We start from the raw sequence: 15,184 nt of genomic DNA on the forward strand, positions 1-15,184 counted from the left end.
GGACGACATTGGCAAATCGAGCATTGTACGCAATAAGTTAACTGACTGTTAACTATGGAGTGCTCGAGTGCAAAGTGTCTTTGATGGCAAAAGCCTGATTACTGCCGAGATGATTGCCGGCAGTTTTCCTCGAAGAAAGCCGGAGCATCACGGCGAGGCGTTCGAAACCGCCCGCGCGGAACTCGCGCTCATTCTCCATGCGACACACCAGCAGGTCGAGGAAGAGAAAGACCCTGCCGAGATCGTTCGTCGCCTGCTGTCCTATCTTAACGCCCTGCGGGCCAAGGTTCACCCCGACGTTTGGCAGTCGTTGATCCCGGTGGCGCAGAACCATCCGATCCTTGACTACTTTCTCCAGGACCCGCTCACCCGGTGGTCATTCACCAAGCCCAGGGGCTATTCCGGCGACGCGCAGTTGCTTGACTACATCTATTGTGATCCGCACGTGGCCGAAAGCGTGGCGAGCGCCTCGGACACAGGGAAGGCACTCTACAGCCATACCAAGGACGTACCGTCCTGCGTGGCGGCGCGGGAACGGCGCGATCTCTTGACCCGGTATGTCGACGAGACGGCGGACAAGAGCGGACCGCAAGCCGAGGTCCTGGCGATCGCCGCCGGTCATTTGCGCGAGGCCAATCGTTCGACCGCCTTGGCTGAGGGCCGCCTCAAGCGTTGGGTTGCGCTCGATCAGGATCCCCAGAGCGTTGGATTGATCGCGCGAGACTTCCAGGGCACCGCGGTCGAGGCCGTCGACGGCTCGGTGCGGACTGTGCTCACCAGGGGCCACAAGCTGGGCAAGTTCGACCTCATCTACGCCTCCGGTCTTTACGACTACCTCCAGCACAACGTCGCCGTGAAACTCACGAAGACTTGCCTGCAGATGCTGAAGCCGAACGGCAGGTTCCTTTTTGCCAACTACGCCGAGGGCAATCCCGACGCCGGCTATAGGGAAACGTTCATGGACTGGGTGTTGCTGCTGCGCTCCGAGGCCGACATGTGGAACATCATCAATGCCAGCGTCGACCGCAACACCGTCGAGGCGCAGGTGTTCTTTGGCGAAAACCGCAACGTGCTGTATGGCGTCATCGAAAAGCGCGGATAGGGCAATTCCAGGAAAAATGTGCAGCGGTTTTCCCGGAGAAAGTGCGTAGCGCCTTCCCGGGCAATTGCCTAAGACAAAGAACTGGAGCGGGTCGGCGATCCTATCGACGCTGAACCGCTCCAGTGACAACCTTGGACCGGCGCCGGCGTGAAGCCTCGAGCGCTTTCGGCCGGGCGAGGCGTCCCGTCCCGGACCATTGCCTTTGGATGACTGCCTTTGGCTTGCACCTCCGGCCGCCTTCCGCTATAGAGCCGCCACCCGCGTAGACACCCTTGGAGGCAACGCGGCGGAAGGCCGCCTCACCCGGCGGCTTTCGACGTTTACGGTCCAGGCCCATTGCCAACCGCAAACGCTCCAGAACAACGCGAAAGGAAGTGCCATGAGCCACGATACTTACGAGCTCAAGGCCGAAGCGCGCGAACAGGTCGGTAAGGGGTCCGCCCGTGCAGTTCGCCGCAACGGTAAAGTGCCTGCAGTAATTTACGGTGACAAGCAGCCTCCCCTGGCGATCGCTCTCACCTACAAGGACATCTACTACAAGATCCACGGCGGCGGGTTCCTGACCACGATCGCCACGATCGATGTCGACGGCAAGAAGATCCAGGTCCTGCCGAAGGACTTCCAACTCGACCCCGTCAAGGATTTCCCTGTCCATGTCGACTTCTTGCGCATCGGCAAGGACACCGAGGTCAATGTCGACGTGCCTGTCCACTTCATCAACGAGGACAAGTCGCCCGGCATCAAGCGCGGCGGCGTGCTCAACATCGTGCGTCACGAGGTCGAGTTCCACTGCCCGGCCAATGCGATCCCGGAATTCATTACCGTCGATCTCACCGGCGCCGACATAGGCGATTCGATCCATATCTCGTCGGTCAAGCTGCCGGCCGGCGTCAAGCCCGTCATCTCCGACCGCGACTTCACCATCGCGACCGTCGCCGGTTCGTCGGCGATGAAGCCGGAGACGGAAGAGACGGTCGAGGCTGCACCTGAGGCGGCTCCCGCCGCCGAAGAGAAGTAACTTTTTCACGCCCGGAGCTGACGATGCCGCTTGTCTTTGCAGGCCTCGGCAATCCGGGCGCGAAATATGCCGCCAACCGGCACAATGTCGGCTTCATGGCGGTGGACGCGATCGCCCGCCGCCACTCCTTTTCGCCCTGGTCTAAGAAATTCCAGGGATTGATCGCCGAGGGCACGCTCGGCGGTGAAAAGATCATCCTGATCAAGCCGCAGACCTTCATGAACCTGTCCGGCCAGTCGGTCGGCGAAGCGCTGCGCTTCTACAAGCTCGGCCCCGGGGCGCTGACCGTCTTCTACGACGAGATCGACCTTGCCGAAGGTAAGCTGCGCATCAAGACCGGCGGCGGCGCCGGCGGCCACAACGGCATCCGCTCGATCGACGGCCATGTCGGCAACGCGTATCGGCGTGTGCGCATCGGTGTCGGCCATCCCGGCGTCAAGGAGATGGTGCAGCATCATGTACTCGGCGATTTCGGCAAGACCGACCGCGACTGGCTGGACCCGCTGCTCGACGCGGTCGCCGACAACGCGGCGATGATCGTCAAGGGCGACGAATCCGGCTTCATGAACAAGGCCGCCCTCGCCCTTCAGGGCAAGGCCGGCGTGGAACCGGAAAAGCCGGCGCCCAAGCAGCAAAGCCACATCCGCCAGGCACGGCCGCAACAGGCGCCCGCCAAGCTGCCGGAGAGCGGCCCGATGGCCGCCATGCTGAAGAAGCTGTTCGGCAACAAGGACTGAGCTCGGGTCCATACGGCGTTACAGGGCTTGACGTTCATCACCCCTATCGCCCATAGCCCTCACCAAATCTCAAATTCCCGATAGGACCGGACAAAATGGGTTTCAAATGCGGCATCGTTGGCTTGCCCAATGTCGGCAAGTCGACGCTTTTCAACGCGCTGACGAGGACGGCCGCCGCGCAGGCCGCCAACTACCCGTTCTGCACCATCGAACCGAACACCGGCGAGGTGGCGGTGCCCGATCCGCGCCTGCAGAAGATCGCCGCGATCGGCAAGTCGAAGGAGATCATCCCGACCCGCATCTCCTTTGTCGACATCGCCGGCCTGGTGCGCGGCGCCTCGAAGGGCGAAGGCCTGGGCAACCAGTTCCTCGCCAACATCCGCGAGGTCGATGCCATCGTGCATGTGCTGCGCTGCTTCGAGGATGACGACATCACCCATGTCGAGGGCCGCATCGACCCGGTCGCCGACGCCGAGACGGTCGAGACCGAGCTGATGCTCGCCGACCTCGAGAGCCTCGAACGCCGCATCGCGCAATTCCGCAAGCGCGCGTCCGGCAAGGACAAGGAAGCCTTGACCGTGCTGCCGATGATGGAGGCAGCGCTTGAGCTTCTGCAGGCAGGCAAGCCGACCCGCATCCTGCTCAACGGCATCTCGGCGGAAGACCTGCGCATTCTGCAAGGCTTGAACCTTCTGACCTCGCATCCCGTGCTCTACGTCTGCAACGTCGCCGAGACTGACGCGGCCACCGGCAACGAGCACACCAGGGCCGTGGAGCAGATGGCCGCCGCGCAGGGCGCACGCACCGTCGTTATTTCGGCCGCGATCGAAGCCGAGGTTGCGCAGCTCTCCGACGAGGAAGAGATGGAATTCCTGTCCTCGCTCGGCCTCGACGAGCCCGGCCTGAACAAGGTGATCCGCGCCGGCTACGAATTGTTGCAGCTCATCACCTATTTCACCGTCGGGCCGAAGGAGACGCGCGCCTGGACTGTGCACAAGGGCGCCAAGGCGCCGCAGGCCGCCGGCGTCATCCACACCGATTTCGAGCGCGGCTTCATCCGCGCCCAGACCATCGCCTACAATGATTTCGTCACGCTGGGCGGCGAAGTAGCGGCCAAGGAAGCCGGCAAGGCGCGCGACGAAGGCAAGGAGTATGTCGTCCAGGACGGCGACATCATGCTGTTCAAGTTTAATACGTGATCCTTCGGTCATCTCCGCAGGGACCACAGACCGGAGCGTGAACAGACCAGGCCGGGTCGCATTCCCGACAGGGTAAGGCCGTGCACGGGCTGCCCTCGCTAGGCCTTTCCGCTATTGGCTCAGTGAACGCGGAAGGGGACCATATGAAAAGGACCATCCCGACCCTGATCGGTTTCTCGGCCATTCTGACCTGGTCGTTCCTCGCGCTGCTTTCGACCGCCGCGGGGCCGATCCCGCCCTTTCAATTGGCGGCAATGACGTTTCTGCTGGGAGGCTCAGTCGGGGCGGCCAGCTGGATTGTCCGCCCGTCGGCGCTCAAGTCGCTGCGGCAGCCATGGCAGGTCTGGGCAATCGGCACGGCAGGGCTGTGCATCTATCACTGCGCGTACTTTTTCGCCATCCAGTCCGCCCCGCCGGTCGAGGTGAGCCTGATTGCTTATCTCTGGCCATTGCTGATCGTCGTCTTCGCCGCTTTCCTGCCGGGAGAGCGGCTGAGGTCTCACCACATAGCCGGTGTGATGCTCGGCCTGGCGGGTGCCATCGTCGTCATCACCAAAGGCGGCAGCGTGGGCCTTGCTGACGGCGTGAAGCCGGGCCACGTCATTGCCCTGTTCTGCGCCTTCGTCTGGTCCGGTTATTCCGTCCTGTCGCGCCGTTTCGGCCAGGTGCCGACCGATGTGGTGGCGGTGTACTGCCTGATCACCGCGGCCGTGGCCTTCACTCTCCATCTCGCGCTCGAGATCACTGTCTGGCCGCAGACAATGACGCAATGGAGCGCTATCGTCATTCTAGGCGTGATACCGCTCGGCGCCGGCTTCTACGCATGGGACTATGGCTGCAAGCATGGAGACATCATGATCCTGGGCGCGCTTTCCTATGCCGCGCCGCTGTTCTCGGTGATCGTGCTGCTGCTGGCCGGATTCGGTATCTTTCACTGGTCTGTTGCGCTCGCTTGCGTCCTGATCACGGTCGGCGCGGTGATCGCCGCCAAGGACATGTTGCTGAAGTCGCAAAAACAACCTCTTACCGAGGAACCATCGCGCGCATAGGGCCCGATCTGAGACTGCGACGTGGCTACTGCCCCACCACCGCCCGTCCACTCACCCAGACAGCAGCGATGTTGGCGCGTGCCGCGTTGAGCACGATCTTCTGGAAGACATCGTCGAGCGTGTCGTCCGCCATGCTGACATGAATGTTCGAGGCCTTCGCCGTCGTGTCGATCAGCAGCGCGTCGAATTCATGGCCGACGCGAAAGCTGCCCGTCGGCAGGTCGAGCGCTTCGGCACCGCCGGCGGTGGCCAGCCAGAACGCCTCCTGATGCGTGATCGGCGCGCCGGGCGCGCCGCGCTGCGCTGCGTCCAGGCCGGCATGGACACCGCTCTGCAGCGTCCTCGAGGCTGACAGCGCATGCCGGCAGCCGTCGAAGAGCGACGGGCTGTAGCCGCCGGAAATGTCCGTCCCGAGCCCGACATGCATGTGCCGGTCAAGCGCGTCGCGCAGCGGAAACACCGCATTGGCGAAATAGAAGTTGGACAGCGGGCAATGCGCGACCCCAGCCCCCTTCCCCTTGATGAGGTCCATATCCCGCCCGTCGATGAAGTTCGAATGCGCCAGGATGGTGTGGCGCGTCAGCAGGCCAAAACCGTCGAGGCTCGCCGCGTCGGCGCAGCCAAAGCGCGTCTCGACGAATTGCCTTGCCCAATCGCTCTCCGAGCAATGTGTCTGCACGTGGCAGCTAAATTCCGTTGCGAGTTCGCCCAGGCCTTGCAGCGCCGCATCCGTGCAGCTTGGGATGAAGCGCGGCGTGATCACCGGCCGGACCAGCGGTCTTTCGCCGGTATCCAAGGATCTGACCGCCTCGATGAAGCGTCTGGTGTCGGAAATGGCGCTTGCCGCGTCGGCATCGCGATAGAAAGACGGGCACTGCTCGGGATCGTCCATCGCCACCTTGCCGACCAAAGCGCGCTGGCCCTTTTCGAGGCATATCTCGGCAAGCGCCAAGCTGGCCTCGACATGGACGGTGGCAAAATAGAGCGCCGTGGTGGTGCCGTTGGCGAGAAGATTGTCGACCAGGTCGGCATAGACCTCGCGGGCGTAGCCGGTGTCGGCATAGCGCGCCTCGAGCGGAAACGTATATTTTTGCAGCCAGACCTCGAGCGGCACGTCCAGTGCCTTGCCCATTTGGGGCCATTGCGGCGCGTGGATGTGCAGGTCGATCAGGCCGGGCAGCAGGAACTGGCCTTCGCCGAGCTCCACCAGCCTGCCCGCCTGGCGGGCATCGGTCTTCCTCGCCGCGTATTCGGGATGGCCGGGTGCGAGAATCTCCGCGATCCGTCCCTGTGCATCGATGCTGAACAGATGGTCCTTCAGCACCTCCAGCCGGCCGCGCTCCGGCGTGTGGAAGGCGGTGCCAAGCAGCGTGAAGGCCTCTCTTGTCATGGATCGCTCCGGTTGCGCTGGCGCGTGTGGCCGTTATTGCATGCGCGCAAGAAAACAGTTGGCAAACCTTTGCGCCGCTGTCCTTTGGCGCCGACTGATCCCATGATCGGCCGGGAAATTCCAGAGGGGACATCATGGAACGCACTGCACCGGAAATCACTTTGATTGCTCAGCCGGACGATCCGCTGCCACTGGGCAAGGCCGCCCTGCTCGGCCTCCAGCACGTGCTGGCGATGGATGTTTACATCGTGCCGTTCATCATCGCATCGGTCCTGGCCTTCAGCGCGGGCGATGCCGGCGCCTTCATCCAGTCGGCCTTCGTCGCGGCGGGCATCGCCACCCTGATCCAGTCGCAGCTTCTGATGCGCCTGCCGGTGGTGCAGGGGCCGTCTTTTGTGCCGATCGGCGCGGTGCTGGCTATCGCCTTCGGCGCCGGCGGCGGCATTGCCGGTCTTTCCGCGGTGATCGGAGCGCTCATTCCCGGCGCCATACTGGTCATGCTGCTCGGTTCGCCCACGGGAATCTTCCATCGCTTGGTGGACCGCTTTGTTCCGCCCATCGTCGGCGGCGCCATCATCATCGTCGTCGGCATCGCGCTGATGCCGGTCGCACTCCGCGAAAGCGTGTTCGCGGTCCACGGCACGGCCACCGTCGGCGGCAATATCATCCTTGCCTTTGTTGCGGCGGCGGTGCTCGTCGGCTGCATGCTGACCGGCATGGCACTCGGCGCAAAGGGCGCCTGGCTGCGCCTGCTCTCCGTAATCATCGCACTTGTGGCCGGCTGCGTGGCCGCCGCCTCCATGAGCCAACTCAACATGGGAGCGGTCTCCGAGGCGACCTGGTTTTCGATGCCGCGCATCGCCTTCCTCAATCTTGACGTGACGTTCTCGCTCTCGGCGACGCTCACGATGCTCATCGTCTATATCGTGGTCCTCGCCGAAACCACCGGCACCTGGTTCGCGGTCGGCGCCGTCATCGACAAGCCCCTGTCGAACGAACAGCTCGACAGGGGCGCCACCGGCGAAGGCCTCGGCTGCCTGGTCAGCGCACTGCTTTGCAGCACGCCGGTCACCGGCTATTCGTCGAATGCCGGCATCATCGCCATCACCGGTATCGCCAGCCGCGCCGCCTTCGCCGCGGCAGGCATCTTCCTGGTCCTGTTCGGACTGATCGGCAAACTGTCGGCGGTGATCGCCTCGATCCCGGGCCCGGTCATCGGCGGCGTGTTCGGCGTGCTCTGCGTCGTCATCGCCATGAACGGGTTCCGCGTCGTGCGCGGCACGCCGCTGACGGAAAGGAACATGCTGGTCGTCGGCCTGCCGATCCTGATGGCCCTGTTTGCTACGCTTGCGCCGCCGGATTTCGTCAAGACGCTTCCCGATATCGTGCAGTACATTCTGGGCTCGTCCATCGCCTTTGGCGCCGTCTGGGCCATCGTGCTGCACCAGATCCTGCCGAGCGCCCGATAGGGGATTCGCAGGCCGGCCCCCGCGGGTCCGGCCAGCTCTCCACGATAAGCCCGAAGCGCGGTCGATGACCCGACCCGTCGAAGCTTTCATGCTGCCGGCTGCTCGACGAATTTTCTGAGCGCCCCTGGTGTCGGCCCCAAGTCCGGCTTGTCTTGATTTTGTCATGCCGCAAGTCTAAGCGGCGGGCACAGGCTCGGCGCACGAAGGCTAGTGCGATCCGATACGACGCAGCAATCCGAACGCGCTTTCCGGCAGGGAGATCTGGCGATGATCAAGGCTTTCGTCGTGGACAATGATCGCCTGCGTCTCACGGACGATCTCCTGGCCAATGGCGACAAGGTCGTCTGGGCCGATCTCTTCAATCCGACCAAGGACGAAGAGGCAACAATCGAGAATTGGCTCGGCATCGCCATTCCGACCCGCGAGGAGATGGAGGAGATCGAGATTTCCAGCCGCCTCTATATCGAGGACGGCGCCTACTTCATGACCGCCACCTTGCCCGCCCAGACCGACGTCGACGATCCCCTGATCTCGCCGGTCACCTTCGCACTCGCCGGCAACAGGCTGGTCACCGTGCGCTATCACGAACCGAAAGCGTTCAAGACCTTCCCCTTGCGCGCCGAGAAGGTAGCGACCGGCTGCACCAGCGGCGACACCATCCTGATCGGCCTGTTGGAAGCGATCGTCGACCGGCTCGCCGACATCCTCGAGCGCGCCGGCCGTGACGTCGAAGCGATCTCGCGCGACATTTTCGAGGCGCGATCGACCAAGGTGTCGAAGCGCAACCGTGATTTCCAGGAACTCTTGAAGGGCATCGGCCGCAAGGAGGACATCGCTTCCTCCGTGCGCGACAGCCTGATCTCCTTGCAGCGGCTGGCCGGCTTCCTCGCCCATGTCGCGACCCAGGCCAAGATGAGCAAGGATGTCCGCGCCCGCATCAAGACCTTGTCGCGCGACGTGCTTTCTCTTGCCGACCACGCCACCTTCCTGTCGCAGAAGATCTCCTTCCTGCTCGACGCCACGCTCGGCATGATCTCGATCGAGCAGAACGCCATCATCAAGATCTTCTCGGTCGCCGCCGTCATCTTCCTGCCGCCAACGCTGGTCGCCTCGATCTACGGCATGAATTTCGACGTCATCCCCGAGCTCAAATGGGAGCTCGGCTATCCGTTCGCGATCGCCATGATGGTTCTGTCGGCGATCCTGCCCTTCTGGTATTTCCGCCGCCGCGGCTGGTTATGATCGCAACGGCCGGCCGGGCGCCCGCGGCTGGCTCACCAGAAAGGGCTTGACCAAACGCCGTCCGGCCTGCATCCGGGTTTGCCGATCCATGTGGATCGCACGTTCTGCAACCGGATTCCACGCCATGACTGGAAAGACATGGGCCTATGAGGACTTCGTTGAAGGAGCCTCGTTCGACCTCGGCACCAAACAGGTGAGCGCGGCCGAGATCATCGAGTTCGCCAGCGAATTCGATGCCCAGCCGATGCATCTCGACGAGGAGGCCGGCAAGGCAAGCATCCTGGGCGGCCTCTCGGCCTCGGGCTGGCATACCTGCGCCATGTTCATGCGCATGCTATGCGATGCCTTCCTGCTGGACTCGACCTGCCAGGGCGCACCCGGCGTCGATCAGGTCAAATGGAAGAAGCCGGTGCTGGCCGGCGACACGCTCAAGGGCAGCCTCGTCGTCCTGGCCAAGCGTCCTTCGAAATCGAAGCCGCAGCTCGGCTTCGTGACCATGCGCAGCGAACTGCTCAACCAACGCGGCGAAAGCGTCTTCGAGCTCGAGAATTCCGTCATGTTCCTCACGCGCAATGCCGCAGGGAGCCTTGCATGATGCTGGACGAATTCTTCCGCGTCGGCACCACCGTCACGCTGGGCTCGCATACGTTCGAAGCCGAGGCGATCAAGGCCTTCGCCCGCAAATACGACCCCCAGGTCTTCCACGTCGATGAGGATGCCGCGAAGAAGAGCGTGCTGGGCGGGCTGTGTGCGTCCGGCTGGCATACCGCCGCCACCTGGATGAAGCTCAACCTCGAAACCCGCATGGACGCCGAGTGGACCGGCCCTGGCCCGACGCCCGAATTCGGCCCCTCGCCTGGCTTCAAGAACCTGAAATGGCTGAAGCCGGTCTATGCCGGGCAGACCGTGACCTTCACCCGCACCGCCCTTTCCCACCGCCCGATCGCCTCACGTCCGGGCTGGCGGGTGCTGACCTTGCGCTCGGAAGCCTTCGATTCGACCGGCGACAAGGTACTGGAGTTCGAGAGCGCCGTGCTGGTCAAGGTGGAGTAGGCGCCTCTTCCTTCTCCCCAGGGGGAGAAGGAAGAACTGTTCTCTCAATGCCCCTCGAACCCGATCAGCGTCCGCACCGGCACGCCGAGCGCTTCCAGCTTGGCGCGGCCGCCGAGATCCGGCAAGTCGATGACGAAGCAGGCGGCAAGGATATCGGCGCCGATCTGGCGCAGGAGATTCACCGCCGCCTCCGCCGTGCCGCCGGTGGCGATCAGATCGTCGACCAGGATCACTTTCTCGCCCGGCGACACGCCGTCCTTGTGCATCTCCATCTCGTCCAGCCCGTATTCCAGGCTGTAGGCGACGCGCACTGTCTCATAAGGCAGCTTGCCTTTCTTGCGGATCGGCACGAAACCGGCGGAGAGCTGATGGGCGACGGCGCCGCCGAGGATGAAGCCGCGCGCTTCGATGCCGGCGATCTTGTCGATCTTCTCGCCGGCATAGGGATGCACCAGCTCATCGATGGCGCGGCGGAAAGCGCGCGCATTGCCAAGCAGCGTGGTGATGTCGCGGAACAATATGCCGGGCTTGGGATAGTCCGGAATGGTGCGGATGGCCGCCAGCAGCGTGTCTTCGAGCGAAGGTTTCATGAGGCGGCTCCGGGTGGTCCAGTTTCGGCGGAAAGGCGTGAAATGGCGCAGCGCCAAATCCTAACCCGGCGCGACCGACAACGGCTAGCGCGATGTGGCGGCCGAGACAAGCGCATCCGGCGAAAGGAGCATATAGGTCCAAGGGCTTGCCTCTGCCTGCGCTGCGATCTTTCGCATCGAAGCAATGGCCATCTACCGAAAACGCAAATTCCGGCGGGTCAACTGTTCGATCGAGCTGCACCCCATCAGCTTCATGCCGCGTTCGATCTCGATGCGCATCTGTTCGAGTGCGCGTTCGACGCCAGGCTGGCCCGCCGCCGCCAGCGGAAACAGATAGTAGCGTCCGACGCCGACGGCCTTGGCGCCGAGCGACAGCGCCTTTAGCACATGCGTGCCGCGCTGCACGCCGCCATCCATGAGGACGTCGATCTGGTCGCCGACCGCATCGACGATCTCGGCGAGCTGGTCGAAAGCCGCGCGCGAACCGTCCAGTTGCCGGCCGCCATGGTTCGACAGCACGATGCCCTTGCAGCCGATCTCGACGGCGCGTCTGGCATCCTCCACCGACATGACGCCCTTGAGGCAGAACGGTCCCGGCCAAAGCCTCACCATCTCGGCGACGTCGTCCCACGTCATCGACGGATCGAGCATTTCGGTGAAGTAGCGGCTGATCGACATCGTGCCGCCGCCCATGTCGATATGCTCGTCCAGCTGCGGCAGCTTGAACGCCTCATGCGTGAAATAGTTGATCGCCCAGGCAGGCTTCATCGCGAACTGCGCCATTCCCGCCAGGTTGAGCTTGAAGGGAATCGCAAAACCGGTGCGCTTGTCGCGCTCGCGGTTTCCCCCGGTGATGCTGTCGACGGTCAGCATCATCACTTCGACGCCGATCTCCCGTGCCCGCTGCATCATCGCCCGGTTGAGGCCGCGATCGCGATGGAAGTAGAACTGATAGACCTGCGGGCCGCTGCTGATTTTTCGGACTTCCTCGAGGCTGACCGTGCCGAGCGAGGAAACTCCGAACATGGTGCCGTATTTTGCAGCGGCCCTGGCGACCGCCCGTTCGCCCTGATGGTGGAACAGCCGCTGGAGAGCGGTCGGCGAACAGTAGAACGGCATCGCCAGCTTCTGGCCCATGACGGTCACCGACATGTCGATCTCGTTCACCCCGCGCAGCACGTTGGGAACGAGATCGCAGGTTTCGAAGCTCTCGGTGTTGCGGCGATAGGTGATCTCGTCGTCCGCCGCGCCGTCGATGTAGTTGAAGATCGGCCCCGGCAGCCGCCGCTGCGCCATGCGGCGGAAATCGGAGAAGTTGTGGCAGTCGCTGAGCCGCATCATGGAACCCCAAACGCCCTATAGGCGGCAAAGCTTTCGCCGCCGTCGGGGCGTCGAATAGCAATCGCCTGCCGCGCTGCCAGCCGGCTTGTTCGACAACAAAGCGATCACCTCACGCGCCAGCCTCTTCGGCAAGCAAAAAGGGCGCTTCGCGGGCGCCCTTTCTTCAATCTCCGGCCGCGCGGCTTAGTGCGCGACTGCTTCCCAAACCTTGCGCTTGGTCATGTAGACCAGTGCGCCGAACAGGAGCAGGAACACCAGCACCCGGAAGCCGGTTTTCTTGCGGGCTTCCATATGCGGCTCAGCCGCCCACGCCAGGAAAGCGGCGACGTCGCGGGAGTACTGGTCGACGGTCTGCGGCGCGCCGTCGTCATAAGTCACCTGGCCGTCGGAAAGCGGCTTGGGCATCTTCAGCGACACGCCGGACATGAAGTACGGATTGTAGTGCGTGCCTTCCGGGATGACCATTCCAGCCGGAGGCGTCTGGTCGTAGCCGGTCAGCAGCGAGTGGATGTAGTCAGGGCCGCCGGCATCATACTGGGTGAAGATGTCGAAGACGAACTGCGGAAAGCCGCGCTCCACGCCGCGCGCCTTGGCCAGCAGCGACATGTCGGGCGGGGCTGCGCCGCCATTCGAGGCTGCCGCGGCTTCCTCATTGGCGAACGGCGCCGGGAAATGGTCGGACGGCTTGCCGGGACGGTCGAACATGTCGCCGGCGTCGTTGGGGCCGTCATGGATGGTGTACTCGGCCGCCAGCGTCTTGATCTGTGCGTCGGAATAGCCGAGGTCCGAAAGCGTGCGGAATGCCACCAGGTTCATCGAATGGCAGGCCGAGCAGACTTCCTTGTAGACCTTGAGGCCGCGCTGCAGCTGCGCCTTGTCGTAGGTGCCGAACGGGCCGGTGAAGCTCCAGTCCATTTCCTTCGGTTCGTTGATCGGGAAATGCGTCGGCGCCGCCGCGTTATGCGCCTCTTCGGCCGCGGTCGCCCAGGTGCCCGTAGCCCCAAGGCCGGCGGCCACAAGGCCGATCAGCGCAAACGAGGTGAGAATCTTTTTCATGCCAAATCCCCTTAGATTCTCTACCGCTCAGCCCTTGGTCTCAGGTGCGGCCGTGGCGCCCGCCGGATGCCCGCTGCCGCCCTTGTTCTTCTCGAGCACCGCCTCGGTGATCGAGTTCGGCAGCCTGCGTGGCGTCTCGATCAGACCGAGCACCGGCATGATGATCAGGAAGAAGGCGAAGTAGAACAGCGTCGCCATCTGCGCCATGAACACGTAGCTGCCTTCTGCCGGCTGCGAGCCCAGCCAGCCAAGCAGGATGGCATCGGCCACGAACAGCCAGAAGAACAGCTTGTACCAGGGCCGGTAGACCGCCGAGCGCACCTTGGAGGTGTCGAGCCACGGCACCAGGAACAGCATGGCGATGGCGCCGAACATGCACAGCACGCCGCCGAGCTTGGAGTTGATCGGCCCGATGTTGAAGGTGATGGCGCGCAGGATCGCGTAGAACGGCAGGAAGTACCATTCCGGAACGATGTGGGCCGGCGTCTTCAGCGGGTTGGCGACCGTGTAGTTGTCGGGGTGGCCGAGATAGTTCGGCAGGTAGAAGACGAAATAGGCGAAGAAGAACAGGAACACGATCATGCCGAACGCGTCCTTGATGGTCGCGTAAGGGGTGAAGGCGACGGTGTCGGTCTTCGACTTCACCTCGATGCCGGTCGGGTTCGACTGGCCCACCACGTGTAGCGCCCAGATGTGCAGCACGACCACGCCGGCGATCATGAACGGCAGCAGGTAATGCAGCGCGAAGAAGCGATTGAGGGTCGGATTGTCGACCGCGAAACCGCCGAGCAGAAGCTGCTGGATCCAGTCGCCGACCAGTGGAATGGCGCTGAAGAAGCCGGTGATGACGGTGGCGCCCCAGAAACTCATCTGGCCCCACGGCAGCACGTAGCCCATGAAGCCGGTCGCCATCATCAGGAGGTAGATGATGCAGCCGAGGATCCACAGCAGCTCGCGCGGCGCCTTGTAGGAGCCGTAATAGAGGCCGCGGAAGATATGGATGTAAACCGCGACGAAGAAGAACGACGCGCCGTTGGCATGCATGTAGCGCAGCAGCCAGCCGGAATTCACGTCGCGCATGATCTTTTCGACTGAATCGAAAGCGAGATTGGTGTCGGACGTGTAGTGCATGGCCAGCACGATCCCGGTCAGGATCTGCGCCACCAGCATGATCGACAGGATGCCGCCGAAGGTCCAGGCATAGTTGAGGTTGCGCGGCACCGGATAGGCGACGAAGCTGTCATAGATCAGCCGCGGCAGAGGCATGCGCGCATCGAACCAGCGCTCGATACCGGTCTTGGGCGTATAGGTCGAGTGTCCCTCGCTCATCGAAATATCCCCTGCCTCAACCGATAAGGATCTTGGTATCGGAAATGAACTTGAATACCGGCACAGCCATGTTCTCGGGCGCCGGGCCTTTGCGGATGCGGCCGGCGGTATCGTATTGCGAACCGTGGCACGGGCAGAACCAGCCGCCGAAATCGCCTTCCTGGCCGAGCGGAATGCAGCCCAGATGCGTGCAGACCTGAACCATCACCATCCAGGCTTCCTTGCCGGGCGTGGTGCGGTTGGCGTCGGTCGCCGGCGCGTCGGCCGGCAGGTTGGCGTTGCGGGCGATCGGATCCTTGAGATCGGCGAGATTGACGGCCTCGCCGTCCTTCATCTCCTTTTCGGTGCGGTTGCGCACCACGACCGGCTTGCCGCGCCACTTGACGATCAGCGACATGCCCGGCGTCAGCGAGGAGACGTCGACCTCGACCGAGGCGAGCGCCAGCGTCGAGGCATCGGGGCGCATCTGGTCGATGAACGGCCACGCGACGGCGCCCGCGCCGACCACGGCGGCCATGCCGGTGGCGACGTAGAGAAAATCTCGACGGTTGGGATCCTGGGTGTCGGTTGCGCTCACGGGTGCCTGATCCTTTCGCCTCTTCCGTGCCG

General features: G+C 63.3%; 15 protein-coding genes. 9 read left to right on the top strand and 6 right to left on the bottom strand.

Annotated features, from left to right (window positions below):
• Positions 1–67 precede the first annotated feature (67 nt).
• The 5 genes from FJ951_RS19900 to FJ951_RS19920 all read left to right on the top strand — a co-directional run bounded on the left by FJ951_RS19900 (position 68) and on the right by FJ951_RS19920 (position 5,105).
• A complete protein-coding gene (locus tag FJ951_RS19900; protein ID WP_140496024.1) occupies positions 68–1,102 on the top strand; it encodes a class I SAM-dependent methyltransferase in 1,035 nt (344 codons plus the stop codon).
• Positions 1,103–1,481: 379 nt separating this feature from the next.
• Positions 1,482–2,120 (top strand): 50S ribosomal protein L25/general stress protein Ctc, encoded by a 639-nt coding sequence (locus tag FJ951_RS19905; protein WP_140496025.1) that lies wholly within the window; start codon positions 1,482–1,484, stop codon positions 2,118–2,120.
• A gap of 23 nt (positions 2,121–2,143) precedes the next feature.
• Entirely contained in the window at positions 2,144–2,857 is a 714-nt protein-coding gene (pth, locus tag FJ951_RS19910; RefSeq protein WP_140496026.1) for an aminoacyl-tRNA hydrolase, read from the top strand.
• Between the two features lie 95 nt (positions 2,858–2,952).
• Positions 2,953–4,056 carry a redox-regulated ATPase YchF gene (ychF, locus tag FJ951_RS19915; protein ID WP_140516900.1) on the top strand — a complete coding sequence of 368 codons (1,104 nt, stop codon included), beginning with the start codon at positions 2,953–2,955 and terminating at the stop codon, positions 4,054–4,056.
• A 143-nt stretch (positions 4,057–4,199) separates the two neighbouring features.
• Positions 4,200–5,105: an EamA family transporter gene (locus FJ951_RS19920; protein WP_140517002.1), complete on the top strand. Its 906-nt coding sequence runs from the start codon at positions 4,200–4,202 to the stop codon at positions 5,103–5,105.
• A 25-nt stretch (positions 5,106–5,130) separates the two neighbouring features.
• On the opposite strand, the gene guaD is transcribed toward FJ951_RS19920, so the two are convergent.
• The gene (guaD, locus tag FJ951_RS19925; protein ID WP_140516902.1) at positions 5,131–6,495 is read right to left on the bottom strand and encodes a guanine deaminase; all 1,365 of its coding nucleotides are present in this window, start codon (positions 6,493–6,495) and stop codon (positions 5,131–5,133) included.
• Between the two features lie 134 nt (positions 6,496–6,629).
• Here guaD and FJ951_RS19930 point away from each other — a divergent pair, with 134 nt between their 5' ends.
• The 4 genes from FJ951_RS19930 to FJ951_RS19945 all read left to right on the top strand — a co-directional run bounded on the left by FJ951_RS19930 (position 6,630) and on the right by FJ951_RS19945 (position 10,259).
• On the top strand, positions 6,630–7,964 hold the full coding sequence (locus FJ951_RS19930) for a solute carrier family 23 protein (RefSeq protein ID WP_140516904.1): 1,335 nt from the start codon (positions 6,630–6,632) through the stop codon (positions 7,962–7,964).
• A gap of 267 nt (positions 7,965–8,231) precedes the next feature.
• The gene (gene corA / locus FJ951_RS19935) at positions 8,232–9,206 is read left to right on the top strand and encodes a magnesium/cobalt transporter CorA (RefSeq protein ID WP_140516906.1); all 975 of its coding nucleotides are present in this window, start codon (positions 8,232–8,234) and stop codon (positions 9,204–9,206) included.
• A gap of 124 nt (positions 9,207–9,330) precedes the next feature.
• Positions 9,331–9,801, top strand: coding sequence for a MaoC family dehydratase (locus FJ951_RS19940; protein ID WP_140516908.1), 471 nt, complete (start codon positions 9,331–9,333; stop codon positions 9,799–9,801).
• Positions 9,798–10,259 carry a MaoC family dehydratase gene (locus FJ951_RS19945; protein WP_140516910.1) on the top strand — a complete coding sequence of 154 codons (462 nt, stop codon included), beginning with the start codon at positions 9,798–9,800 and terminating at the stop codon, positions 10,257–10,259. The genes FJ951_RS19940 and FJ951_RS19945 overlap by 4 nt, the downstream gene beginning before the upstream one ends.
• 44 nt (positions 10,260–10,303) lie before the next feature.
• Here FJ951_RS19945 and FJ951_RS19950 read toward each other — a convergent pair whose 3' ends face one another.
• The 5 genes from FJ951_RS19950 to petA all read right to left on the bottom strand — a co-directional run bounded on the left by FJ951_RS19950 (position 10,304) and on the right by petA (position 15,152).
• On the bottom strand, positions 10,304–10,849 hold the full coding sequence (locus tag FJ951_RS19950; protein WP_140496033.1) for an adenine phosphoribosyltransferase: 546 nt from the start codon (positions 10,847–10,849) through the stop codon (positions 10,304–10,306).
• 192 nt (positions 10,850–11,041) lie between these two features.
• Positions 11,042–12,187, bottom strand: coding sequence for an alpha-hydroxy acid oxidase (locus FJ951_RS19955; protein ID WP_140517004.1), 1,146 nt, complete (start codon positions 12,185–12,187; stop codon positions 11,042–11,044).
• 186 nt (positions 12,188–12,373) lie between these two features.
• Entirely contained in the window at positions 12,374–13,246 is an 873-nt protein-coding gene (locus FJ951_RS19960; protein ID WP_140516912.1) for a cytochrome c1, read from the bottom strand.
• A gap of 27 nt (positions 13,247–13,273) precedes the next feature.
• Positions 13,274–14,575: a cytochrome b N-terminal domain-containing protein gene (locus FJ951_RS19965; protein WP_140496035.1), complete on the bottom strand. Its 1,302-nt coding sequence runs from the start codon at positions 14,573–14,575 to the stop codon at positions 13,274–13,276.
• Between the two features lie 16 nt (positions 14,576–14,591).
• Entirely contained in the window at positions 14,592–15,152 is a 561-nt protein-coding gene (petA, locus tag FJ951_RS19970) for a ubiquinol-cytochrome c reductase iron-sulfur subunit (RefSeq protein WP_140496036.1), read from the bottom strand.
• Positions 15,153–15,184 lie beyond the last annotated feature (32 nt).

Source organism: Mesorhizobium sp. B2-2-3, from assembly GCF_006442405.1.
GTDB lineage: Bacteria > Pseudomonadota > Alphaproteobacteria > Rhizobiales > Rhizobiaceae > Mesorhizobium.